The following is a 21646-nucleotide window of genomic DNA, read 5'->3' as shown; positions in this document are numbered from 1 at the left end:
TATATCGTATGTTGGTTTAGATTTGCGTGTTTGTTGGCAAAGGTCAATCACTATTTCACTACTCGCTCGCGTTAATTTAACGAGTCGCTTTCATTGCTCGCAACAAAAAAGAGGCTCGTTATGTCCCCTTTTTTTCGTACATGACATTCTAATTGGGTTATCATTCACGCTATATCCGATAATTCAAAATCGACAGATTTAAATGAAACTGAATATAGATAAATGCATTTCTTTTACTGGCAGATACGCATGGTCAATTGTTGCTTTCGCGGTGATGCTTCAGGTGCTCAGTGTCGCAGTTCTTGTCAAAAGCTTACTGGCTAACAACTGGTTAGATGGTGGCGTCATCGCCGCTATCCTCCAGTTGTTAGCAATCCTATTCTTCAGCATTTCCCGTTACGCACTTAAAGTCCACTTTTTAGATAAAGCCGGTGGGCCAGATGCCTATCTCGCACAAAAAATTCAATGGCCGGAGGATCAGTTTTATACCGATCTTGTCGATAACGTAGGTGTAAAAGAAGAGTTCAATGCTTGGTACAGTCAGCAGGTTACGCCGATTTCAATTGCCGAGTTTGATAAGGGACTAATTACCGTTATCTCGACCACATATTCACTCAAGCAGGAAGAGCAGATCAGCGATAGACAGTTTCTGAAATTGTTGATGCTTAAGTACGCAGGCCCTTTATTTAAATGGCTAAGTTTTGGCAGCATGCTGTTTGCCGCAGCCGCGACTGTCCTGTTGTTTAATTCCATGAATAGTTTGAAAGAGGGCTACCCCTTTATCGTTCTGCCATTTTGCCTTGCCATCATGTTCCATTCTTTACGTAGAGCCGTCTCTGCTAAAAGTTCAAAACTGATACTTGAGCGGCCGATCAGCCCCGCCGAAATTGACGGTTTAATGCGCCTGGCCGCTACTTTCAATTTACACCGCGAATTCTGCGAACTGATGCGCAGCCCACAACGTCCGAAAACAATCAGTGATGCCCATCGCTGGTTAACAAACAAAGCTGAGGGTACTGAAACCTTTTTCGGCTAACCTGTAAACAAAATAACCACGTCTTGCCTTTGTGGGTGAAAATTGTATAAAGTATGGACATATATACAGCCCCTGCTTCGGCGGGGGGATTTGCAAGCTACCCTTTTTCGGGGATTGAATACGATGAACATCGCAGAAACCTTCCATCATCTGGAAGACAATCTGGCGTTGCTTAAACGCGTGCTGGCGGAGAAATCTCCGCTATATGCCCGTGTTTGTGTCATTCCGCCCGTCGCTGATGGCGATGAAAACTTACCGGTTGATCGCATTGAACCCACATTGTTATACGGTGCCCAGGCTATTGAGCAGACACAACGCTCATACACCGATCTGCACATTAAAGATGGCTTGTCACAAAAATCGACTCGCCGGACTGCCGGTGTACTTTGGTATGATGACGAAACACCAGAGTTCACATCGGACGTGATGGCGCTGGTAACGGCTATCAACACGGCCAAACAGTCAATACAAGATCACATCATCACTGATTACAGTTCGCAGAATGCTCGTTTCAATGCGCTGCATAATGCATGCCCTGGCGTGATGACCCTGCATTTGTATCGCCAAATAAGAGCCTGGCATAACGCGGATATACAGTCTGTGCGCTTTTCCTGGCAACGAAAATCATTGCTTCGGATCCCGGATAAGGCCAAATTGCTCGCCAACATGCAGGCTGACGTTTTGGACAATAGCGACGTAACCGTCCCGGTCGGTAACCTGGTACAGCGGATTGCTAATACACCACAAGACAAACTACGTCTGCGCCGACCGGCCAAAATTCAGCCCGTGGCGAACATTCAGTTTAGAGCAGAAGTGGAAGGCGAACCACCAACGCTCAAAGGGGTAACGGCACTAATGCCGTATATCATCATCCAGAATCAAAGTCTGGACGTGAAACCTTTAAAAAACTATTCGCCACGCGATATACAGCGAAGCAAAGACCGGTTGGCAACAGAGGTGATCGGGACTTTCCACGGCGAAACGATCGAAATGTTAATAGGGGGCTAATTCATACACCCTATGAATTACTATAAAATATACAACAAGGATTATGACGCTTGGCTTAGACAAGATCAGTCCGGGTACACCGATGAGGAACATGCAGGCTTCTGGCCGGAGCCTGCAATCATCAACATTGAACAGAATGACTCCCAAAAACCCGTTTTTTTTCAACCTTCCGCAACTACATTGAAACTCATTGAGTTTGGCGTGTACGACTTCTGCGGTCGTTGGCCGGACCGCCCTTAGTCGTTCGTAACTTCTTTTCCCGTTACTGCCTCACTAATTTCGTCACCTGGAAGCCGCGTATTACTATGAGGAAATCTTAGGTAATACAATCTAAGGCTTCAGGCGAGACTATGCATGAAATATTATGAAAGCGCGCTGCGCTTGAGGATCCCCTCAAGTGATGTGTACGGAATACATCAGCATCTGGATTATTTCATTCAGGAACAGTGCAAGGTTAAACTCCCGTATTCGTTTTCCATACAACCTGGCACGGGTAATGATACTCATATCTTATTGCGAACAGCACAAGCCATTGGCGTACCCGGTGAGGTACAAAAAAGCATGTATTTTTCCGAAGGACAGGAGGTCGTTATCACAGGGACCATCGCTGCGGTTCGGCGAGAAGTCTTAAACGGCCGAAAACGTGAGGTCTGCCCGCCATCAGGGGAATTGCCCGAATTCGTAAAATACCGCCTGAGCCGTGCAGGTTTAACGCCCCACCATGTCGGGGTAAATAAAATGGACCGCCTCGTCGTTAAAAAGGTTGACCCGTCAATGCAAAAAGGGCACCGGATCCATATCCCTGCCTGCACATTCCATGCAACTGGGGTCGTGTCTTCTGTGGCCGACTTTGAAAAAGCATTTGTCTTTGGTATTGGTCGAAAACGTATTTTTGGAGTTGGCCAAATTACAGTAACGACCCAATAACCCACTCACGTCTTGCCGGAGAGTACCCGGCAATATTCCTGACCTTGAAGGCCAACCTCATTGTGTACTGACCGATAAAATATTATTATTGACTGGTCAGTAAAGAACTGGTTAACTGTCCTCAATTGATAAAGAGGTGGATCGATATGAGTGGTAGGCCAAAGGAGTACGATGACCAAGCTGTCATTGAGTCCGCAATGAATGTCTTCTGGAATAACGGCTATGAAGCGAGTGGCACCCAGACGTTATGTGAGGTGACTGGTCTTGGTCGTGGCAGCTTGTATCATGCCTTTGGTAACAAACAAGGTTTGTATCAAAAGGCGCTGCGCCATTATCAAGAGATCGGCATTCACTATCAAAGAGAAATTCTCTCCGCCGACAAACCGGCAAAAGAGCGCCTTTTCGATATGCTCCAGTGGGGTATTTCCATCGACCTCGACCAGGATAACCCAAGAGGTTGTCTCGCATTACATTCTGTACTTGAGCGTAACTTTAAAGATCCGGAAATCCAATCCATCAACCAGCACTATCTGTTACGCCTGGCTGCAATGATTGAAAAAGTTATTGCTGAAGGTGTAGAGAAGGGCGAATTCACATCCGACACGGATATCAGCACCCGCGCCAAAGCTTTTTTGTCCGGGTACTACGGGTTACGAATTATGGGCATTTCTATGCCAGATCGTGATTATCTACTCCAGACAGCGGAAGGTATCGTCAAAAAAATCTAAGCCTATACGTGAACCTTATTTATTCGCCTTATTGTTTACCATTCAGTAAACAATAAGGTGTAGTTGCTTTTGTATAGTTCTTTACTAATCGATAAACAATGGAGTTGATAACCATGCATTCGTCAGAAAAGGCATTTCATATTTCTTCTGGTAACGGTGAGTCCGTTTGGATGAATGGTGATCTGTACTCGGTCTTGATCGGTCCCTGTGCCGCTCAAGGGCAACTCTCTATTTTAGAGGCAACTATCCCACCTGGCGGTGGGCCTCCACGTCATAACCACCTTAATGAGGATGAAATTTTTTATGTCACCCACGGGCAACTAGATATTTCCGCTGGAGATGACACGTTTGTCGCACAAGCCGGAAGCCTAATCTTTGTGCCAAGAGGCATGATGCACGGCTTTAGAAACAACACCAAGGATTTTGCAAAACAGTTACTCATTTTTACGCCGGGAGGCTTCGAAAGGTTCTTTTTAGAAGTCGGTCTCACAGCAAGTGCAGGAAGGCCAATCCCTGAGGTCTCCAGCACTAATCAAGAGGTTGCCCGTCTCATTGGGGCAAAATATGGATCATACCAAGAGGAAAAAATTTGAACCGACATCTCTATATATTGATGATGACAATTTTAGTCGTCACGATGAGCGAACTACAAACCGCAGGCATGCTGCCGAACATTGCTAATGATCTCAATGCGACAACCGGCCAGGTCGGTTTATTGGTTTCCGTTTACGCATTAGGCATGGCGATCGGTGGACCGATTATCGCTTATGTTTTAAGACGTAGTTCACCACGGTCAGTATTGACAGGCATCATTGCGGCTTATGCCATCATCGAAATTATCGCGCCGGTTGTGCATGCCTATTGGTGGCTTGCATTGGCTCGGGTACTCACTGGGTGTCTGTCCGGTGCCACGTTTGGTCTTGCCTTAACCTTTGCAGCCAGGATCGCGCCATCACCTGACAAAATTGGCCGAAGCGTCTCCATTGTCCTTAGCGGTATGATGGTGGGGACAGTCATTGGCTTACCGCTTAGCCATTTCATCGCCACACAGTGGGACTGGCAAAGCTGTTTTTACCTGTTAGGCGTCGCTGCTCTGCTTGTCAGTCTATTAGCCAAAATAGGCTTGCCTGACTTGGCAAAGGCGACTGAAAGCGAATCCGTTGAAGACCTACAAAACCTAAAATCACCTAAGTTGTGGTCTCGCTACCTGGTGAGTTTTTTAACGATCGGTGCGGCTTACGGTTCTTTCTCTTTCTTCACGCCTTTACTGCAAGATAACGCTGGTTTTAGCTCAGACGTAACGACGCTCATTTTGCTGGGTTATGGCATCTGTACAGTGATCGGCAACCTCATCGTTGGTCGGTTCGCCGATGCTCATCCTGTCGGAGTTTTACGCCTGGGGCATGGTTTGTTACTCGTAGCCCTGATTACGCTATCCATGTTCAGTGAAATAAAGACAATTACCCTCTTAATGGTGCTGCTTGTTGGACTGATCGGTATTTCAATGAATCCTGCACTGATCACCAGAGTGACCCAAGCTGGTGGCACAGGCTATCTGGTCACAACCGTCCATACTGCGGTTATCACGATGGGGGTGACGTTAGGCACGATGTTTAGTGCATTTTCGATGAATGTGTTTGGTCAAGATCCGGTCGTCGCAACTTGGACGGGTGCGGGATTAACGGTATTGGCAATTCTGGCCGTCGCGGCACAGACCGTGACGTTTGGAAGTAAAAAACCGAGTCTGTCTCGGGTTAACTGATTGAGCGGAGATTTTTAAATGGTAACGCACAACGTTGAAAAAGAATTATCTGGGAAGGTGGCTTTAGTCACGGGGGGCTCAAGAGGGATAGGCCGTGAGATTGCGCTGACGTTGGCTAAAATGGGCGCTGCTTACATAGGGATCCATTGTGGGAAAGACCGGGTGGCTGCGCAATCTGTTATTCGTGAGATCCACCAGCTTGGGGTGGATGCTGATATTTTTACGGCTGACTTTGCACTTGATGCAGCGCACGAAGCTTCATTGCTTTGGAATGAATTTTTCGCTCGCATTCAAGAACGGGGATACCAAGGGATTGATGTGCTGGTTAATTGTGCTGGTGTAGCACCTTCTGCCTCAATCACTGAAACTACCCCTGCTATTTATAGTGCGGTCATGTCTATCAACGTTGAAGCGCCATTTTTCTTACTGAAAGCTGCAATACCGCATATAAATGCTGCGGGCCGCATTATCAACGTATCGACGGTGTTAACACGAGTAGCCGATCCCCAAAGAGCTATTTATGCGGCATCTAAGGGCGCGATAAATACGCTCACGTTATCGCTTGCAAGCGAATTGGGTGCTCGTGGTATTACAGTGAATGCCGTTGCGCCAGGCGTTGTTGATACTGACATGAACAGCGGTTGGTTACACGAGGCACAGGCTCAAAAGATGGCGTCCGAATTCTCTGTGTTTTCTCGCGTGGGCAAACCTAACGATATTGCCGATGTAGTTTCTTTCTTGGCATCTGAACGAAGTCGTTGGATAACCGGGCAGGTCATTGATACGTCTGGAGGCTCTTGCCTTTAATATGATAATCAACCAGCCGTTTGGCTGGTTGTTTCTTATAGGCCAGGTGAAAGCAATGCTTGTGTGACTTTCTCTTCAGCGGCCGAAACGGCATCCTTTTCTTCCGGCAGTGGCTTGTTCCGTTTTACCAGGGCTGGATCGACGACATCCAAAATACCAATGCTGCTGACTGTGTAAGTATCAATCTGCATCCAAGCCGTGTGCATATCGCACTCACTCCTTACATCACTTTTCGCGGAACACCAGATAAACTTCCCCTTAGATTTAGTGCTGGGTTCGCCGTATTTTTCAATCGCGCCAGTAACCAGACTGTCCGGGCTGTTGAAGGTGTAACGAATAGATTTTACGACGCTTTTGTCTGGCGCAGCTTCAGTGTCATCAATCAGTTGGACGATAACCTCTTCATTCGCATTTCCCCAGGCCAGTGACGTAACTTTGCCGTCACGATTTTGAGTCCGTACACCGCCGATATTGCGTTGTTCTGCATGCTGATTTGCCGCTTCAAGCGCTGTATCCAAATCCATTCCCAGACGGATCCCCGCCACGCTGAATTCACTCACATCAACTGAATGGATTGGCTCCGGCTCGGGCTTTTCTTCAGCCTTCGGCAACGGTGGCAGGTTAACCTGCGCGTTAGAACCATAGATCCCGCCATCATAGTGGGGGGCTTCATAGGCTTGCGTGTCAGTCTCATCAAGGAGCGTGTAACTGGCATGCGCCGACGTTGAGCAGGTTAAGCCCACCAGCAGGGCCAGCGTGATTTTCTTCATCAAAACAGTCCTCATTGTGAATTTTCAAAACCATAACATTGACGTGAAAATTGCAGTACCGAAAAGGGCAACAAAACGGGGACCTTAAAGGTTCGCGATACCCTGTCAGGCCACTACCATGAGGAACCTCTTACCACTCATAGGCATAGCTCCATGTACTACGAAAATGTGATTAACCACCTGAAAAACACGCTGCAACAAGCAGGCGTGTTACCCGAAGCGGAGAACGCCGCAACGACATCCTTGATGCGGCAGGTAGTGACCTTGCTCGACCAGGCCGCTGATATGCTGGTGAAGGTGGCCGAAAATCACCTGAAAACCAGTCAGGCTCATAATGGTGACCTCAACAAGGCTCTGAGCGATGTCCTGAATTTCGAGGCGGTTGCCGAGATGCTGGACCAATACCAACTCGAAAGCGATGCCCGTGACGCGCTGGAATCCCCTAAAAAGAGTCAGCTGGTTCCCTCTGGGTTCACCTTCACCGATACAGGCCTTCATAGCATTGCAGGAAAGATAGTGGCTTATGTTCGTGAGCAGGCCAAAGGGCAGGCGCTGACGGCGCATGTTTGGCCTTACCGTCATGATGATAGTCACATGCTCAGCTGTGATTTTCATTCAAAGGATAGCGACCTGATAATTCCTTTATGCATCACGGCAGGACGAGAGCAATGTGGTGACCCCATTGACGAACCGACGGTTTACGATTTGCCCGAAGCGCTGCACCTGGCCGGTATCATCATTCGCGGTGTAAAGGCGGAGATTGAAATTGGCCGGTATCTCAACGAGACAAACCCTGCGGTATTGACCCGACCACTACAACATCGTCAAACCAATGGGCCCATCAATTTGTGGGAGGAAAATCATGATTAAGCAGCAGATCCCGCTATGGGTGCGCGCAACCGCCTTTGTTCGTGAGCACCTTTCCTTCATCACATTGGCCGGACTCTTCCTCTGGTCCTTTTTGGCATGGCCCGCACCCGATACCGCGACAGGCTCAACAAAATTAATCGTAAACCTATTGGATCTGGCGATGCCTCTGGGTGTGGTCTGGTTAGTGATCACCACTTTTATACGTGCGACAACGTTCGACTATATCGGATACCTCCGTAGTCTCTTGTACGATATCGTGTTGCTGGGGATCGTTTTTCACTTGGCCTGCCGATTTTTGGTGCAAGTACAGGACGTGATAAACGGCATTATTGACGGGGCTATGCATGACCCCGAGTCAGCTGTTACTACCGTGATCAGTATCTATATTTCCGTCTTCCTGTACCGGATATGCGCCGCGAAACGAAAGGCGCAAACGTCGATTGCCATGTCTGGTCGCATGTCGGTACCTCTTCGGCAATCAGAAGCCTCGTTAAAACTGACCGCAATCCACGAATGCGGGCATGCTCTGGTGTACGCCCTTCAGAATACGCACCCGGAATTCATGCGGGTTGTCCTTGCGCGTGAAGCGCGCGGGAATGCACTGCGCCTGGGCTATATGGAAAGTAACGTGGTACTTGACGGCCGAGCCACGCGTGATCAGCTTTATTGGCGCATGTTGTTGGCACTCGGAGGATCCGCAGCGGAATTAGCCGTCTATGGCAAGCAATTCGAAGGCTCACAGGAAGATATGCGTTCCTGGAGTGAGCAAGCAGAACGTTACCTTCAGAACGGCTTTGGCAATGTGCTACTGCTCGATGACAGTAAAGACGAATCTCTGCGCAATAACATCTCAGCCTTTAATGCCCTTCATGACGAGCAGGTCGCTATCATCAATCAGTTCATGCGTGACAACGTCACGTTATTAACGGATATGGCCGCTGAACTACGCTCTACTGGAAGTTTGGATACGCCCGCGATAGAAGCTTACTTGAAACGCGTGACGATAGGGGCTGAAGTGCCGACCTTTGTGATCACAGATTGACGGTGAAATACGGTCGCTAACTGACGACCTTTTTTTCTCAAAATCACGACATCATTTTGAAAACTGTAATTTTGCGAGGGGGATTATTCGCCTGAAAACCTGAAGTAACGTGAAAAATGACCTTATTTCGTTCCCGGAATGGGCTATGCCACACTAAGGGAGCCACAACTAACAGGAATAACTCATGTCTCAAACACTTCAACGAAAAAGTCGGGATTTACGGCGACTTCTGATTGAGCCGGGCCGGTACGAGCTGGTGGAATTGGGTAAAGAATCGATCTTCGATCGTGTTCGTGCAGTGGTCGCTTTCGATGAGGAAGGCGTCATGCAGATCAATGCCACCGAAGTGGCTATTGGGATGTGCGGTCTGACGGACAAAATTGATGAACTGATCGCGCGCTACAACGATGGCCATCGCTTTATTTAACCGTTCCGGTGAATGAATAATAAAGTTGTTTTTGCAATGGGAGCTTGTGGTTGATTTACACAGCCAAAGATCTGACTTTTGGCCGGGCTAACCCCCGGCTTTCTTTAATAAGGAGCATCCAATGAAAGGTCAAGCCAAGAAGGGAGGTGAAATAGGCCTAAATGGCGAGCATTACAAAGGCGGTCAATTTATGCCGGGGAATGCCAGTACAGTTAAAGGAGAGCACAGTTCCACGAGTCGTAAAAGTGGAAGGCCACGACGAGTGCTGATCGAACCTGGCATCCTCGTTGAAGTTAACCAAGGCGAAAAAGCCATTTTTGCACTCATCAGAGAATTCGTGGCTATTGATAACGGTGTTATGCGTCAAACAGCCAGTGCGCATACAGTCGCCTATTATGGTCTGGAAGCGTCATTGCCAGAGCTTATCCGCCGCTATAATGCGGGTGAACGGTATTGTTGATTGTGTGATAATGTGGTCGAACGAAATCGGTGAGGATGATCCCCCACCGATTTTGTCATGACAGTTGCTATCTTATCTTTTTATGAATGAGAAATAACAATATTAGTAAAATAGGTGTGCTAAAAATAACATAGGCCATCGCAGTGTCATGATATTCTCTCAAACTCTCTACGAAAGCGCGCCAAACGGAGATTGGATCATCATTACCTATCATTGTATAGTTGTACGTGAAGCTTGAACTAAACCCAAAGTCAAAAATGCCCAAACCTAAATAAAATAACAAAATCAACAGAACCGTCAAAAACCATCTTAAAAAAGTTTTATTTATCATAAGTGCTACCTAAGACACCCCCACCCATTTCACCACCATCAAAACCCGTTGCCTCTCCACCCATTTTTGCTGACGATGTGGCAAATTCAAAAAATTGAATCATGGTTCCTTTATCGGATGGCGTCAGATTGTCGATATTTGGATACTGTTTATGGAAGTCACTTGTAGCTTCAATAACATCAAGCTTCTTAAAGTTATTTTTCTTGCCATCCAAATAATTTTGGAATGAAACTGGCACCGTGAATGCTTCTTCTCGTTCGATCGGATACTGCGTTCTCATTGGTGTATAACTGTCTTCGAATATCCGTGTACCAGATTGCTTTAACCCTTTTACAGTATGAGTTGTGCAATTATTGCCTGAAACATCATAAACATCTATGGATCTGCCGTTTCTACGGGTCAACTCACCAGATTTTTCAGGGAGGTTAGGGATACTGCCAGATTTCCAAAGGTTATTAAAATACGCTTCTGTTTTATCTGTATCTGCATCCGTTATTTTAAAAACCCTAGCATTCGTAATGTATAACTCATCTCTGATATATTTTCGAGCGTCTTCGCCTGTCATATATAGCAGTATACCATCACCCGTTAAAGTCAATGGCCCTGGCATACCGTAGCGACCATATGAATATAGTGACACATCACCGTTCTTGTGGATTGTTACAAACGAATGACCTGAACCGAAAGTTTCCGTCCAAACAAATACACCATCATATAGCAAATTATCTGAAATTCTGCATTCACCAATTAGAGGGGGTGGGGTTACAGGATTGATACGGCTCGCAAAACTGGAACCCTGGGAAGGTGTTAAAGATGTTGGGGCTTGTGACGCAAAACGGCTTGGTTGTGCTTGTTCTGGTCCACTATGAGCAATAACTTTATTAGTACCTGCCGGGCAACCACATTGTACAAGTGAGTCATGCACGGCCTGAAGTTTTCCGTGATTTAAAAAACCTTGCTGTCCAGAAATTACAGTGCCTGGTTGACCGCATTTAGGACACTTTGTGGTTGGGTCACCCACTCTTAAGGCTTTTTTATTAAAACAAGTGACCGTTTCAATAGTTGCGATACAAGTTGCTCCAGTAGTGGTCTTATCTCCATTTAGCGCCATTGCTTTACCCATGATAATGGGTCTCACTCCAGACATAACACCTCCAATGTGTGATATTACAGTTTTATATATTTAATTAATGAAAATAATATATCAATATTAGTTATTAACCTAACTATATATAACCCTAGCATTACCATTCACTAACTATTCAAATTCTCTACCACTTGTAATTTCGTCGCTCGTCCACCTCATGTTTAACTGGAAAAGGTAAATATTCATGCCGCTCTACTTTTATCGGAGAAACTGATGTGTACCAAAGAAAAGAATCTCGAGTTACTGTACAACGCCTGGCTATCCCGTTCAGTATCCTGGGAGTTCGATAGTGAGGATGACCGAAAAGCACAGTGCCGTGAGTGGGCGAGCGCTTCCCTTGAACATATCGACGATGAAGAGAGCTTCGATCAGGATGAAGCGGACTACATCATTGACGATGAACTGTCTCACTGGGGCGATTAATTTCGCCGTTTCACTTTGTCACCCGAACTGTGTGACTGATAATTAAAGTGTAAACAAAACGGATAGGCGGGTAAGTATGAGTCGCGCACCACAATCGGAAATACAGGCAATTTCACTTTTCAAACAGTTAGGTCGGAAGGCTGTTGAAGCACGTTTTAATGAGTTAAGTCGCTTAGCTCAGGCACGCCTGGATGAGAGTTATCGTATCCACGGCACCATTCCTGTCGGCTTTACCGCGCTCAATTTCATGACCAATGATGAGCGAACTGAGCGCCACCAGCTGTTGCTGGCAATCCAATTGTGTACGGACCCGCAAGCAGAAGCGCATGCCCGTATCATGGATCGCCGTGCCGCTATGAAAAGAGGTATTCATGCCGTTACCGTTGGGTAAGCATCAGCATCAAATGCTGGTAAACGTTGCTCGCATCCAGGGCGGAAAGTGGTGGCCGGGATGTCCGCTCACGTTTCACACCCTGAGTCGAAGCCGGGTAGTGCTGGACTCTCTTGTCGCGCGCGGCCTGATGACCCATGCAGGAAGTTGTCATTATGACGTCACGGAATTGGGTTTAAACATGGTGAATGAAATTTCAGGTAAACAGAACGAATAGGTGATACTATGAGTGATTGTAACGGTAACAGCATCATTCAACCCATCGTGCAAGATCTGAATGCCCTGGGTGAACGTATCGGCAAAGCCATTGACTCAGCCACCGCTGATCGTGATGTGCAATTACTTGAGGGAGCGCTTTTGGCCCTGGCCGAAGCCCGCGCCCGCTTGCAAGGCAAAACTCCAGTGACCCAGGTCAGCGCCACTATCATACCGCTGCAACCCTAATCGGATGCTGGGTAACATCATTACTGAAGTTAGGATCACCCTATGACCGCCCAACACACAGACACTGCACCTGAATGTGGACAGGAGCCCACCGTACAGAGAGTTCCTTCCGTCCATCTCGATAGGCTGTTTAACTACTTGGTTAAATGCATCAAAGAAGACGGGGCACCCCCAACTTACGATGAAATCGGCAAAGCGTTGGGTTATTCAAAAGGTCTGGTCGCCCGACGTGTGAAGCAGCTGCATGAGCTCGGCAGGATCGTCATAGACGAAGAAAAGACCACGGCCAGGACTATGCGCATCGCGAAGGGGCAAGGTCATGATGAGTTGGTTGATAAGGTCTACCTGACAGAAGATCGCAAAGCCATTATTAAGGCCGTGAAAAGCATGACGAAGCGTACTGGTATCGGTCCTTCCATCAATATGCTGGCACATGAGCTCGGTTTTTCAAACAGCAAGACCAAACGCCACGTCGAGTACCTGGATACAAATGAGCTGCTACGTTACAGCCCTGAGCTGGGTGAAGTTATCGCCACCGAGCCGGGTGACTACGAACCTAAATCTCATGCGTAGCAGGGGGCTCTACTTCCGTTTTTTTCATTATACGCTGCTGATCTGCTTACTGATTGGCAGCTTTCTTTTTGGCTATGCGCTTATAACGATTTACAGGCCTGACTTAATGACCGCCGGTATTGCCTGGTACTACTTTGGAGTGCAGCCAGGATTAGTTCTCTTTCCGGTGATCGGTCTTGCTATCTTCGGTATCCTTTCTTCTATATATAAGTACAGCGGCGTTTTACTGATGACGGTATTCATCGCTTGCACCGGAATGACCTTTTTCGTCCTCAATTCGTAACCCTTTCCTTGTCTGCACCTTGAAAAAGACCTTTTACTCCTGAATCATAGGGGCTACATAACTGAACGTTCGCGTGCCGTGGGGGCGCGCGATCTCATCGTTCAGAGCGCCTCATGCGGTATGAGGATTATTATCACGAGGGTACACAATGAAACTCAAGGTTTTGGCGCTGGTCGGCGCGGTGGGATTGTTGGCCGGTAGCGCAGTGGCTGCGCCACAGTTCGACCCAAATTCTGTTTACGCAGACAAAAGTAAGCGATCGGCAGCACAACCGAACGAAACTGCGCAACCAGGTGAAAAGGGAAGTGTTACCGTCCTTCGACTGAACAGCTACGCGCATCTGGGGGAATTCACCATACCGGACGGCATTCAAAAGGCCAGCATTGAGCGTTTCAACAACAAGGTATATGTGTTATCCGAGAAGCCAGATAAGCGCCTGGCAGGGTTGTGGATCGGTCGTGATGCTAACGGCAGAGAGGGACTTTGTGGTTACATCAATAACAGCATGCGAATCCAGAAATGCTACTTTATTTTGTATAGAGATAATTGAAATTTAAGGCGGCTTGAACCGCCTTAATTATATATGATGAAAGTGTAATTTAAATTCGTTTTGCATTTACATATAGTTGCAGAAGTTTAAAGTTTCATTAGCTCCGAATACGAACGCTGAGAATCTTCAATAATATAATTATACTTCAATGAATTTCCATTAGAAAAAACGAACGCAATTTTTACTAATCCGACCCTCTCTTGAATTGGGTTAACATGAAAAAATGCACTCTCAAAATTAAGAACTAACACAGTATCCCCAATCAATGATTCTATGTCCTCTGTATGTTTATTAATGTAATCTAAGGTAGATTTAAAAATACTTTCAGTAATTAGATCCTTTACATATTTGTCATTATGTTGTAGTGGAGATACCTTTTTACTGATTAATTCGGGTAAATCTTTCTGGTTTACAACCAAAAATCTATCGTTTAAGCCTGGGACTGCATCCGAAATATCCACATAAATAATACCTTTTTCTACTTTCTCTTTTTTATTAAGTTGAGTCAGGGCTTCCTTTATCCTCGTGATTATCTTTAATGGCGAACGGATTTTCTTGCATTCAACAAAAATTTCATTGCCTATGATAATATCAGCCCGTTCCGAAACATTTACCTCATATCCTGATAGTCTTAAGTAGGCAGCAACTTTAAGTTCATATAAAAATTCTCTACATTTATCATCTTTGAGTTCATCAAATTGATACTTAAATGCCACTCCATTGATTACTTTTGTAATTTGATTTTTTATGCTTTCCTCTTTTTTGATAAATGCCTTGTGAATGATTCTAATCCCATTAAGTTCATAGAGAGAGATGGACATTTCTAATTGCTCTTTATCAATTATTCCTGGAGCTTTCTTAGAGTATTTATCTATAACTTTAAGGTACTCGTTAAGCCTTTGTGCTTTTTTACCTAATATTCCTTCAATCCAACGAACACTATCCTTTAGTTCATCAAAGTATTTCTGGTCTATTGAATACCTTGTATTTAAAAATTGAAAATTAAGGTAATAATCTAGGTTGTAATTTTTGCCATGAGCAATCGTTTTAACTTCAATGGGATTTAAATCCAAATCAGTAATCACACAAATATACATTGTGCTTACTGCTTTGCTAGCAAATGAGAAAATGTATTTCGTCTTTTCATGGCTATGAAACTCCACTCCCTTGTAGATTAAATCCTGTTCCCCTTGAGCTTCTGCTAACTCAAGAGTGCGTTGTAACTTTGCAGTTAATCCATTATCTGCCAAGAGCATGTCTTTTATTACCTCACGGCCATACCATTCTGTATTTTCAAGGACTTCCTCTATGCACTTTCCTATGTGTTTTTGAGTTTTTAATCCCAAATCAAATACAATACTAATGTACTTCCATTCATCCCCTTCATTATCTGCGGTTGCAGCAACGATTCGCCTAACTTCACCTAAAGGCACATCTCCAAATTTACCAATGATCATTTTCCCTCACTTAAATAACAAAAAAATTGTGTATATTATATTATAATATTTCGGACACTTGAAAATAATATAAAAATAGTGTCTATTAATTCGATATTTTTAATTAATAGACACTTATTGTCCGATAATGATTTAGGAGACACATTTTGCGACTGTTTGGGTATGCTAGGGTGTCCACCAGCCAACAATCGCTTGACATTCAGATAAAAGCGTTAATTGATGCAGGGGTGGCAAAACACCGTTTATTTTCCGACAAAGAATCAGGGAGCCATATTAATCGCGAAGGATTACAGTTGCTCAAGGTAAAAGTTGAGTCAGGTGATATTATCTTAGTAAAAAAACTCGACCGACTTGGCCGTGATACAGCAGACATGATTCAGCTAATAAAAGAATTCGACTCAATGGGCGTTGCTGTTCGTTTTTTGGATGATGGAATAAGCACGGAAGGTTCAATGGGAAAAATGGTGGTCACCATTTTGTCTGCGGTCGCTGAAGCGGAAAGGCAAAGGATTCTGGAACGAACAAATGAGGGCAGACAGGAGGCTTTGCTAAATGGGGTAAAATTTGGGCGCAAGAGGTCTGTTAATCGTGAACGAGTCTTAGAACTGAAGGCAAGCGGGTTAGGTGGTACAGCAATTGCTAGGGAATTGCAAATCGCGCGGTCAACCGTTTATAAAATACTAAAAGAAGTCAATGTTGACGATACCAATAATAAATTAGCTTTAATTAAAGAAATATAGAATAAGGATGTATTGTAATGATTGAAGAGGGCAACAAGTATTTTAAGGCGGGTGAACCAGCGTGGGCCAATGCATGTGTAGGAGAAAATGGGAATCCTTCATATGCGGAGTATTATAAAGGATATTCCAAAGCAGCTAATGTCTTGCTTGATGCTGTAATAGCAAATAAGGGAGTTCATCTATGGACGGATAGTTTTATATATCCAATATGTTTTAACTTTAGGCATTCTATCGAATTGAGATTGAAAGATATTTGCCAGAATTATATTAGTGAAATCTTTGCCATTAAAAATGAACCTTTTAATTTTGACCATACTGGGTCTCACGATATAGGAAGAATATGGGGGTTTGTTAAACAAAATTCTGTTAAAGCGGAAAGAAATTCAGAAAAGTTTATAGAAGAGATTGACGAATTTATCATGGAGCTATCAACAATAGATTCGACAGGGCAGGTTTTTCGATATCCATTTTCAAATGGAAGCGAAAGACACTTGGTGAGAGAAGGTATTATTAATGTCATTGATCTTAAGACACAGTTTAATAGGGTTGAATTAGAGCTTGATGAATTCTCTAACTTTATGTCAGATGCATTAATCAACTATCAGTTGGGATACTTTTCTGGTGTTTTGTCACGAAATGATTTGGTTGATATCGCCAACCGTCTTCCTGATAGGTGCGCATGGTGTGATCCGGATTTCTTACAGGTGAAAGATGAACTAAAGTTAAAATATGATTTAACTAACAGGGCATTCAGTAAGGCCATAAATATCATCGAAACCACACATGATTTAGCTAAAATGATTGGTTTGGAATTACAATTGTACGGGTGTGATGAAAGTGACATAAAACTCGCATTTCTGATGTCTAAGTTTTTTCTTCGCCATCGTAATATCAATCAGCTAACCGTTGTAAGTGGTACTATTAACCCTTGCAATGGGCATAATGCAGCGATAATTCTGGAACAAATCAAGGTTTCCTTAAAACGAAAAGATATATTACATAGAAAATTCCGTGATAGGTTTAATTCTATCTCAATTTCAGGCATCTTGGCTTTATTCTATGGTGACCATAGCAACTCAAAGGGTTATCAAAGAGAATTTGAACGCCGTGCTGGTAATGAGGCTAATTTTGAGGATTTAATGCATGTAATTGAAAAATTAAACTTTAACAAAGATGTTATTAATAACCTATATAACTTAGGGCATGCGCGACTTGCTGATAAGCTAAAATCTAAGTTTAAAATCCCAGGCTAAGTTCCCCATTAATGATTTCAAGGTATGTGGCTAATCATAAACAGGGATAAAACACCAACGTTTTGACCTGCTTTTCCCTTCGTCAACTTCCCAACCGATCGTACCATCCTTCCTGTTCCGTACAATATTTCAACTATCCGTAGGAGTTGGTCAGATGGCGCGCAGGAAGGTTCTTTCGAATATCGTTGACCGCCTGGGTAAACAGTATTTGCCCGAGGTTGATGCAGTCAAAATCGCACTTGAGCTTGAGGCAAAACACTTGTACTTACGTGCTGCCAAGCAGTGGAGCGTTGCGATGCAGGAAAACCCCAGTCATGCCGAGTACATCGCTGCACAGCGATTCCGCTGTATTGAACTCTCAAATGCCAAGCATGCTCAGCGAATTGAGCTCTACGATCGCAGGAGTGATATCACCTCAGCAAGTCGTGAGGTTGAAGCTGCCTATGTCCGGTTATGTGTCAAAGACAATTCCAGATAGAACGTGTCGTCATAATTTCGTTGGCCGAACCCACTCCCATACACTTCAATACCAGCCAGTTTGGCAACAAACAACAAGAGAGGCTCTATGTCCACTATACTGAAAGACTTCGTTCTCATGGCGCTCCCGCACCGTGAGTGGTCCTGCGAGGCAATTCACTTTCGTGTAAAACTATGCCCCGAGCCGGGCAAGCTTGGTAATAAAAACCACACTTACATCATCCTGGAAGACTTGTATGGATTCGACACCAACGAAAACTCGTTGGTGGTCCTCACGAAAATCCTTTTGCAGCGTTTCCCCCATCTGCCACCGAATCGTGTTCACATCCTGATCCATAGCAGGGACATGTCTAAATCTCTGGGCACCAAGGTGTTGCGATACGATTTACTGCGCGACGAAGAACGCCAGGTCAAGTTGGATAAGAAACCAGAAGACGTATCGGAGAAATCGGGCTACGTCTCAATGTGTACCTTCTAACTTTCAGCGTTGTATTGGAGGACTTACCTTGGCCGCACCTTATCATCGTTCTGTAGGCTCACCGCTATTGATGGGCGCAAAGACCATTCAATTCGGGGCACATAAAAAAGTGTTTTTCCCTGATTACGATCAGGCATTGATTGTTGCCACCAGCATGACGGCTGAACACCGGTTCCCAATGTGGATTTACAAGGCCCAGCACAATCACAATGCCGGATATTTAATTGCTGGTCACGGGTCACATACACTGGAAAAGCCGGATTCTGCATTACAGTCGAAGCAAATTGATCAGATGCAGTACCGAGATAAACTTCCGACGCTTTTGGAGAGTGATGCAGTTCGGCCAAGTGCGGTGTCGCGCATTGCTATCCGAAATAACGAGTTCTTGCAGTGCCATGCGCGGGTCTCGGAAGCAGATATTATCACCTGGAGCATGATGCAAGCGGATCCGGCGTTGATTTTCAACGTAAACCCCACGAGCAGTCCCGCTGAGGCTAAGAAAATCAGCAATCGTATTAAGTCAATGCTGCAAAATGCCTTGTACTGTCAAACAGCTGTCCGCTGGATCAACAATTACAACTTCGTTGTTGCTGTGCGTTGGCCGGATGATGACGGACTGAGCCCAAGGCATAAAGTAGAAAATGGGTGGTGGGTACTGAGTGCGCAAGAGCAGCGCTCTCAAGGGGTTTCACCAAAATGTGAAGATGTACAGAAAAAAGCAAACGACCGTTAACCGAAGAGGCCAACATGAAAACTGATCAGACCGATATTAAATTATACCTTCAACGTCAAAGCTCCTGTGGACTGATAAAGTTCACACGCCTGATGGATTGCATCCTGACTCCGCCGCTCATCGGCTTCCTCATCATGGCGTTGATGTTTGCCATAGCCCACCTGATCATCATGCCAAAAATTGTCGAAGAGCTCTTATTTTTGCCGTTGTGTTTCTTTACCGGAGGCGGTGTCTGCTTATTGGTCTTTGTGCATTTGTACTATTCGTGTGTGTTTCCACGGCTGTGCCCGTTGCTGGAAGTGGGCGAAATTGAAGAGCTATGTTCCAAATCGTTCACTGCATATCAAGAGACGGGCCATGTAGAGTCAAAACAGAAATCGGGTATTGATTACCTCAATACCCTTATCCAGGAAGGCATCCCAATTAATTATCGCCACCGCCGTAAATTTTACGCACTGGTCGATGCAGATGAACGTGATTCCAAGCTGAACAGCATGAGTCAGACATTCGAATCGGTGATCGCACAAAACAAAACGCCGGCCTAAACGTCCCTGAAAATCGTTGCGCTCCGACCGTCTAACATGGGCGATCGGAGCGCGCATTCGGAGCATATGAATATGGATAAGACAGACATTCAACTGTACCTGCAACGGCAGAGTAGTAGCCGTATGCTGAAGGTCACGATGTTTATTGAAAATATCCTCTTGTCGGCTGTGCTGACACCAATGTTAATTTTTGTGGTCTTGTATGGCCTTACTTATTTATGCACCCATCTGGTTGGATTCGGCGACTCAGAATTTCACCGTGTAATGGATCTGGCGGGGTACTACGCGCTGGGTTGTGGTGGAATCCTGGTGTTAACTCGTCTGTTCTTCTATGGGGCTTTTCCAAAGTTCAAGGCTCTGTTAACAGTCAGTGAAATTGAATTGCTTTATACGGTGTCTATGGATGCCTACGACAAATTGGGCTATGGCCCAGAGGACGAGCGTCCCGCCATTGACTACCTCAATGCAGTTGTGATGTCCGGTGTGCCGATGAGCGCGGTGCATACCCGAACTGTGGATGCCATGCTTTTCCGGGCAAAAAAAGAGAAAGACAATCACGATGCTCGCCTTAAGGCGGAAAACAATATTAATGCGCTGACTGACAGCATTGCAAAAGCGGGTCTGGCTCTGGATACATCCTCGTTAGAACACCCAGACCACTAACATTGCCGGAAGAGGCTACAATGATCCTTGATACGACTGATGTTGAACTGTACCTTAAAAAACAAGCTACTTGCCCCAGAATGAAATTGACCAATTTCATGGAAAGTTATTCTGCCGCTTGCTTATATACCATTGCTATCGTTTTTCTTCTTTTGTATGCCATCATGCAGTTTTTGTATCGCAGTGAAGCGCATCCATCCGCACAACTCACCGAGTTCATGATGCTGGCGGTCTATCCTGCTTCGTTCTCAGCCATTTTGTTAACGTTTACTTTGTTGTTTTTCTCCGGATGGCTCCCTCGGTACAATGCCATGATGTCGGTGGATGATATTCAACGCATATATGCGTCACTGAATCGTGAGTATGGTGAAATGCATTATCCCCCTGCTGATGAGCGTCCAGCGATAGACTACCTCAACACCCTGATCGAAACGGCTATTCCGATGGATGTCACGCATTTGCGACGCGCACGACAATTAATGCACCGTGATACAAAAGCCGATGACCTCCGGGCGCGTAGTATTAGCGCAGCAAGTGAGCTTTTGAAGGTGTCACAGTCAATTGTCATCTCTACACAGGCGCAGGAAAACGATGACAAGCACATTAGCGAAGTTTCGGGTAATATAGCGCTTGTAAACAAAAACGAAACATAGGCAACATTTGACGTCATGAACCAAACAAAAACCACCTTGAACCAAATGAGTGCGCATCTTGCCTGGTGCGCACTGGCTGCATTGGGGATTGCCAAAAGAGATGGCCGTGCAAACGGCAATGTGCAAGAGCATCTTTTTCTCTTTGAATGGTTGAAACTGGCTATGCGGCAAAAACGTTTTTCCAAAGATGTTGCCCCTGATCTGCGCTGGCTTATCCGTCAAGGGGAAAATCATCCCATGAATGCTAAGCTGAAGGAAAAGCTTCAATACTTGTACGACAGCGGAACGGGCAAACTGACCGCTAAAAACGACTTGTATCGACTGACAACGATCTTAGGGACACTATCGCAAATGGGCTGGCCGTACTCTCTGTTGACGGAAGAGGAATGGCTGAAGATGGACATCGCACGATTGAATGCCAACACGGACTACCTGCGGATCCGAAAAGCTTCCTTAGACCACGGGTTTAATAACGACGGAACACAAACCTCCGCCGTCGAAGTGGTGTTAACGGGAAGAACGGATAAAGTCGAAGCGCTACTGGCTTCTTGTTGCTGGGCTCTATCCAATACTGAATCGGCTCAAAAGCCATGTTTTCACCTGCTAGCGTTGGCTGATTAGCTGTAAGCGCTGAGTCAAACCCAAGAAAGAGCCTTTATCAAAGGCTC

Annotated in this window: 29 protein-coding genes; 26 read left to right on the top strand and 3 right to left on the bottom strand. The window is 45.4% G+C overall.

Annotated features, from left to right (window positions below):
* Positions 1-202 precede the first annotated feature (202 nt).
* The 7 genes from PSF28_RS21460 to PSF28_RS21430 all read left to right on the top strand — a co-directional run bounded on the left by PSF28_RS21460 (position 203) and on the right by PSF28_RS21430 (position 6268).
* A complete protein-coding gene (locus tag PSF28_RS21460; RefSeq protein ID WP_136135236.1) occupies positions 203-1036 on the top strand; it encodes a hypothetical protein in 834 nt (277 codons plus the stop codon).
* 123 nt (positions 1037-1159) lie between these two features.
* Positions 1160-2044: a DNA replication terminus site-binding protein gene (locus PSF28_RS21455; protein WP_131680276.1), complete on the top strand. Its 885-nt coding sequence runs from the start codon at positions 1160-1162 to the stop codon at positions 2042-2044.
* Between the two features lie 402 nt (positions 2045-2446).
* Positions 2447-2971, top strand: a complete 525-nt coding sequence (locus PSF28_RS21450; protein WP_165568262.1) for a type I-E CRISPR-associated protein Cas6/Cse3/CasE — start codon at positions 2447-2449, stop codon at positions 2969-2971.
* Positions 2972-3117: 146 nt separating this feature from the next.
* Positions 3118-3699 (top strand): TetR/AcrR family transcriptional regulator, encoded by a 582-nt coding sequence (locus PSF28_RS21445; RefSeq protein ID WP_131680278.1) that lies wholly within the window; start codon positions 3118-3120, stop codon positions 3697-3699.
* Positions 3700-3812: 113 nt separating this feature from the next.
* Positions 3813-4292 carry a cupin domain-containing protein gene (locus tag PSF28_RS21440; protein WP_168697685.1) on the top strand — a complete coding sequence of 160 codons (480 nt, stop codon included), beginning with the start codon at positions 3813-3815 and terminating at the stop codon, positions 4290-4292.
* A 20-nt stretch (positions 4293-4312) separates the two neighbouring features.
* Complete coding sequence (locus tag PSF28_RS21435) at positions 4313-5461, top strand: MFS transporter (RefSeq protein WP_336298962.1); 1149 nt, start codon at positions 4313-4315, stop codon at positions 5459-5461.
* A gap of 18 nt (positions 5462-5479) precedes the next feature.
* On the top strand, positions 5480-6268 hold the full coding sequence (locus PSF28_RS21430; protein ID WP_131680281.1) for an SDR family NAD(P)-dependent oxidoreductase: 789 nt from the start codon (positions 5480-5482) through the stop codon (positions 6266-6268).
* A gap of 35 nt (positions 6269-6303) precedes the next feature.
* Here PSF28_RS21430 and PSF28_RS21425 read toward each other — a convergent pair whose 3' ends face one another.
* Positions 6304-7038 carry a hypothetical protein gene (locus PSF28_RS21425; protein ID WP_131680282.1) on the bottom strand — a complete coding sequence of 245 codons (735 nt, stop codon included), beginning with the start codon at positions 7036-7038 and terminating at the stop codon, positions 6304-6306.
* Positions 7039-7191: 153 nt separating this feature from the next.
* Between PSF28_RS21425 and PSF28_RS21420 the strand changes: the two genes are divergently transcribed.
* The 4 genes from PSF28_RS21420 to PSF28_RS21405 all read left to right on the top strand — a co-directional run bounded on the left by PSF28_RS21420 (position 7192) and on the right by PSF28_RS21405 (position 9837).
* The gene (locus PSF28_RS21420) at positions 7192-7908 is read left to right on the top strand and encodes a hypothetical protein (protein ID WP_131680283.1); all 717 of its coding nucleotides are present in this window, start codon (positions 7192-7194) and stop codon (positions 7906-7908) included.
* Entirely contained in the window at positions 7901-8950 is a 1050-nt protein-coding gene (locus PSF28_RS21415; protein WP_168697686.1) for a hypothetical protein, read from the top strand. Before PSF28_RS21420 ends, PSF28_RS21415 begins: the two co-directional genes overlap by 8 nt.
* A gap of 184 nt (positions 8951-9134) precedes the next feature.
* Complete coding sequence (locus PSF28_RS21410; protein ID WP_136135238.1) at positions 9135-9377, top strand: hypothetical protein; 243 nt, start codon at positions 9135-9137, stop codon at positions 9375-9377.
* Positions 9378-9498: 121 nt separating this feature from the next.
* Positions 9499-9837 (top strand): hypothetical protein, encoded by a 339-nt coding sequence (locus PSF28_RS21405; RefSeq protein ID WP_131680286.1) that lies wholly within the window; start codon positions 9499-9501, stop codon positions 9835-9837.
* Between the two features lie 320 nt (positions 9838-10157).
* Here the strand turns inward: PSF28_RS21405 and PSF28_RS21400 are convergent, their stop codons facing one another.
* Positions 10158-11315 carry a PAAR domain-containing protein gene (locus PSF28_RS21400; RefSeq protein WP_131680288.1) on the bottom strand — a complete coding sequence of 386 codons (1158 nt, stop codon included), beginning with the start codon at positions 11313-11315 and terminating at the stop codon, positions 10158-10160.
* A 213-nt stretch (positions 11316-11528) separates the two neighbouring features.
* Here PSF28_RS21400 and PSF28_RS21395 point away from each other — a divergent pair, with 213 nt between their 5' ends.
* The 6 genes from PSF28_RS21395 to PSF28_RS21370 all read left to right on the top strand — a co-directional run bounded on the left by PSF28_RS21395 (position 11529) and on the right by PSF28_RS21370 (position 13979).
* Positions 11529-11738: a hypothetical protein gene (locus PSF28_RS21395; protein ID WP_136135239.1), complete on the top strand. Its 210-nt coding sequence runs from the start codon at positions 11529-11531 to the stop codon at positions 11736-11738.
* A 76-nt stretch (positions 11739-11814) separates the two neighbouring features.
* Positions 11815-12129: a hypothetical protein gene (locus tag PSF28_RS21390; protein WP_136135240.1), complete on the top strand. Its 315-nt coding sequence runs from the start codon at positions 11815-11817 to the stop codon at positions 12127-12129.
* A gap of 225 nt (positions 12130-12354) precedes the next feature.
* Positions 12355-12573 carry a hypothetical protein gene (locus tag PSF28_RS21385; RefSeq protein ID WP_131680291.1) on the top strand — a complete coding sequence of 73 codons (219 nt, stop codon included), beginning with the start codon at positions 12355-12357 and terminating at the stop codon, positions 12571-12573.
* 42 nt (positions 12574-12615) lie between these two features.
* Complete coding sequence (locus PSF28_RS21380; protein WP_136135241.1) at positions 12616-13146, top strand: DNA-binding protein; 531 nt, start codon at positions 12616-12618, stop codon at positions 13144-13146.
* A 106-nt stretch (positions 13147-13252) separates the two neighbouring features.
* Complete coding sequence (locus PSF28_RS21375) at positions 13253-13429, top strand: hypothetical protein (RefSeq protein ID WP_168697687.1); 177 nt, start codon at positions 13253-13255, stop codon at positions 13427-13429.
* 148 nt (positions 13430-13577) lie between these two features.
* Positions 13578-13979, top strand: a complete 402-nt coding sequence (locus tag PSF28_RS21370) for a hypothetical protein (RefSeq protein WP_136135242.1) — start codon at positions 13578-13580, stop codon at positions 13977-13979.
* 86 nt (positions 13980-14065) lie between these two features.
* Here PSF28_RS21370 and PSF28_RS21365 read toward each other — a convergent pair whose 3' ends face one another.
* Positions 14066-15436 carry a hypothetical protein gene (locus PSF28_RS21365; protein ID WP_136135243.1) on the bottom strand — a complete coding sequence of 457 codons (1371 nt, stop codon included), beginning with the start codon at positions 15434-15436 and terminating at the stop codon, positions 14066-14068.
* A 146-nt stretch (positions 15437-15582) separates the two neighbouring features.
* Between PSF28_RS21365 and PSF28_RS21360 the strand changes: the two genes are divergently transcribed.
* The 9 genes from PSF28_RS21360 to PSF28_RS21320 all read left to right on the top strand — a co-directional run bounded on the left by PSF28_RS21360 (position 15583) and on the right by PSF28_RS21320 (position 21599).
* Positions 15583-16176 carry a recombinase family protein gene (locus PSF28_RS21360; RefSeq protein WP_136135244.1) on the top strand — a complete coding sequence of 198 codons (594 nt, stop codon included), beginning with the start codon at positions 15583-15585 and terminating at the stop codon, positions 16174-16176.
* Positions 16177-16193: 17 nt separating this feature from the next.
* The gene (locus PSF28_RS21355; RefSeq protein ID WP_131680296.1) at positions 16194-17429 is read left to right on the top strand and encodes a hypothetical protein; all 1236 of its coding nucleotides are present in this window, start codon (positions 16194-16196) and stop codon (positions 17427-17429) included.
* A gap of 154 nt (positions 17430-17583) precedes the next feature.
* A complete protein-coding gene (locus PSF28_RS21350) occupies positions 17584-17907 on the top strand; it encodes a PerC family transcriptional regulator (protein WP_136135245.1) in 324 nt (107 codons plus the stop codon).
* Between the two features lie 87 nt (positions 17908-17994).
* Positions 17995-18384, top strand: a complete 390-nt coding sequence (locus PSF28_RS21345) for a hypothetical protein (protein WP_131680298.1) — start codon at positions 17995-17997, stop codon at positions 18382-18384.
* Positions 18385-18412: 28 nt separating this feature from the next.
* Complete coding sequence (locus PSF28_RS21340) at positions 18413-19117, top strand: hypothetical protein (protein ID WP_131680299.1); 705 nt, start codon at positions 18413-18415, stop codon at positions 19115-19117.
* A 14-nt stretch (positions 19118-19131) separates the two neighbouring features.
* The gene (locus tag PSF28_RS21335; RefSeq protein ID WP_136135246.1) at positions 19132-19662 is read left to right on the top strand and encodes a hypothetical protein; all 531 of its coding nucleotides are present in this window, start codon (positions 19132-19134) and stop codon (positions 19660-19662) included.
* A gap of 72 nt (positions 19663-19734) precedes the next feature.
* Positions 19735-20325, top strand: a complete 591-nt coding sequence (locus tag PSF28_RS21330; protein WP_136135247.1) for a hypothetical protein — start codon at positions 19735-19737, stop codon at positions 20323-20325.
* A 20-nt stretch (positions 20326-20345) separates the two neighbouring features.
* Positions 20346-20978: a hypothetical protein gene (locus PSF28_RS21325; protein WP_136135248.1), complete on the top strand. Its 633-nt coding sequence runs from the start codon at positions 20346-20348 to the stop codon at positions 20976-20978.
* Between the two features lie 15 nt (positions 20979-20993).
* Positions 20994-21599 (top strand): DUF2913 family protein, encoded by a 606-nt coding sequence (locus PSF28_RS21320; protein WP_131680304.1) that lies wholly within the window; start codon positions 20994-20996, stop codon positions 21597-21599.
* Positions 21600-21646 lie beyond the last annotated feature (47 nt).

The organism is Providencia sp. PROV130, from assembly GCF_028482225.1.
GTDB lineage: Bacteria > Pseudomonadota > Gammaproteobacteria > Enterobacterales > Enterobacteriaceae > Providencia > Providencia rettgeri.
Note: the sequence above shows the minus strand (reverse complement) of the source record. Positions and strands in the feature narration are given on the sequence as shown.

Excerpts from the sequence above, each read along its gene's own strand:
- PSF28_RS21335 (WP_136135246.1), top strand. The coding sequence starts at position 19,132 with ATGAAAACTGATCAGACCGATATTAAATTATACCTTCAACGTCAAAGC.
- PSF28_RS21415 (WP_168697686.1), top strand. The coding sequence starts at position 7,901 with ATGATTAAGCAGCAGATCCCGCTATGGGTGCGCGCAACCGCCTTTGTT.
- PSF28_RS21405 (WP_131680286.1), top strand. The coding sequence starts at position 9,499 with ATGAAAGGTCAAGCCAAGAAGGGAGGTGAAATAGGCCTAAATGGCGAG.
- PSF28_RS21355 (WP_131680296.1), top strand. The coding sequence starts at position 16,194 with ATGATTGAAGAGGGCAACAAGTATTTTAAGGCGGGTGAACCAGCGTGG.
- PSF28_RS21385 (WP_131680291.1), top strand. The coding sequence starts at position 12,355 with ATGAGTGATTGTAACGGTAACAGCATCATTCAACCCATCGTGCAAGAT.
- PSF28_RS21380 (WP_136135241.1), top strand. The coding sequence starts at position 12,616 with ATGACCGCCCAACACACAGACACTGCACCTGAATGTGGACAGGAGCCC.
- PSF28_RS21320 (WP_131680304.1), top strand. The coding sequence starts at position 20,994 with ATGAACCAAACAAAAACCACCTTGAACCAAATGAGTGCGCATCTTGCC.
- PSF28_RS21350 (WP_136135245.1), top strand. The coding sequence starts at position 17,584 with ATGGCGCGCAGGAAGGTTCTTTCGAATATCGTTGACCGCCTGGGTAAA.
- PSF28_RS21430 (WP_131680281.1), top strand. The coding sequence starts at position 5,480 with ATGGTAACGCACAACGTTGAAAAAGAATTATCTGGGAAGGTGGCTTTA.
- PSF28_RS21445 (WP_131680278.1), top strand. The coding sequence starts at position 3,118 with ATGAGTGGTAGGCCAAAGGAGTACGATGACCAAGCTGTCATTGAGTCC.
- PSF28_RS21375 (WP_168697687.1), top strand. The coding sequence starts at position 13,253 with ATGACCGCCGGTATTGCCTGGTACTACTTTGGAGTGCAGCCAGGATTA.
- PSF28_RS21325 (WP_136135248.1), top strand. The coding sequence starts at position 20,346 with ATGATCCTTGATACGACTGATGTTGAACTGTACCTTAAAAAACAAGCT.
- PSF28_RS21410 (WP_136135238.1), top strand. The coding sequence starts at position 9,135 with ATGTCTCAAACACTTCAACGAAAAAGTCGGGATTTACGGCGACTTCTG.
- PSF28_RS21370 (WP_136135242.1), top strand. The coding sequence starts at position 13,578 with ATGAAACTCAAGGTTTTGGCGCTGGTCGGCGCGGTGGGATTGTTGGCC.
- PSF28_RS21395 (WP_136135239.1), top strand. The coding sequence starts at position 11,529 with ATGTGTACCAAAGAAAAGAATCTCGAGTTACTGTACAACGCCTGGCTA.
- PSF28_RS21365 (WP_136135243.1), bottom strand. The coding sequence starts at position 15,436 with ATGATCATTGGTAAATTTGGAGATGTGCCTTTAGGTGAAGTTAGGCGA.
- PSF28_RS21330 (WP_136135247.1), top strand. The coding sequence starts at position 19,735 with ATGGATAAGACAGACATTCAACTGTACCTGCAACGGCAGAGTAGTAGC.
- PSF28_RS21425 (WP_131680282.1), bottom strand. The coding sequence starts at position 7,038 with ATGAAGAAAATCACGCTGGCCCTGCTGGTGGGCTTAACCTGCTCAACG.
- PSF28_RS21390 (WP_136135240.1), top strand. The coding sequence starts at position 11,815 with ATGAGTCGCGCACCACAATCGGAAATACAGGCAATTTCACTTTTCAAA.
- PSF28_RS21460 (WP_136135236.1), top strand. The coding sequence starts at position 203 with ATGAAACTGAATATAGATAAATGCATTTCTTTTACTGGCAGATACGCA.
- PSF28_RS21440 (WP_168697685.1), top strand. The coding sequence starts at position 3,813 with ATGCATTCGTCAGAAAAGGCATTTCATATTTCTTCTGGTAACGGTGAG.
- PSF28_RS21420 (WP_131680283.1), top strand. The coding sequence starts at position 7,192 with ATGTACTACGAAAATGTGATTAACCACCTGAAAAACACGCTGCAACAA.
- PSF28_RS21400 (WP_131680288.1), bottom strand. The coding sequence starts at position 11,315 with ATGTCTGGAGTGAGACCCATTATCATGGGTAAAGCAATGGCGCTAAAT.
- PSF28_RS21455 (WP_131680276.1), top strand. The coding sequence starts at position 1,160 with ATGAACATCGCAGAAACCTTCCATCATCTGGAAGACAATCTGGCGTTG.
- PSF28_RS21435 (WP_336298962.1), top strand. The coding sequence starts at position 4,313 with ATGATGACAATTTTAGTCGTCACGATGAGCGAACTACAAACCGCAGGC.
- PSF28_RS21345 (WP_131680298.1), top strand. The coding sequence starts at position 17,995 with ATGTCCACTATACTGAAAGACTTCGTTCTCATGGCGCTCCCGCACCGT.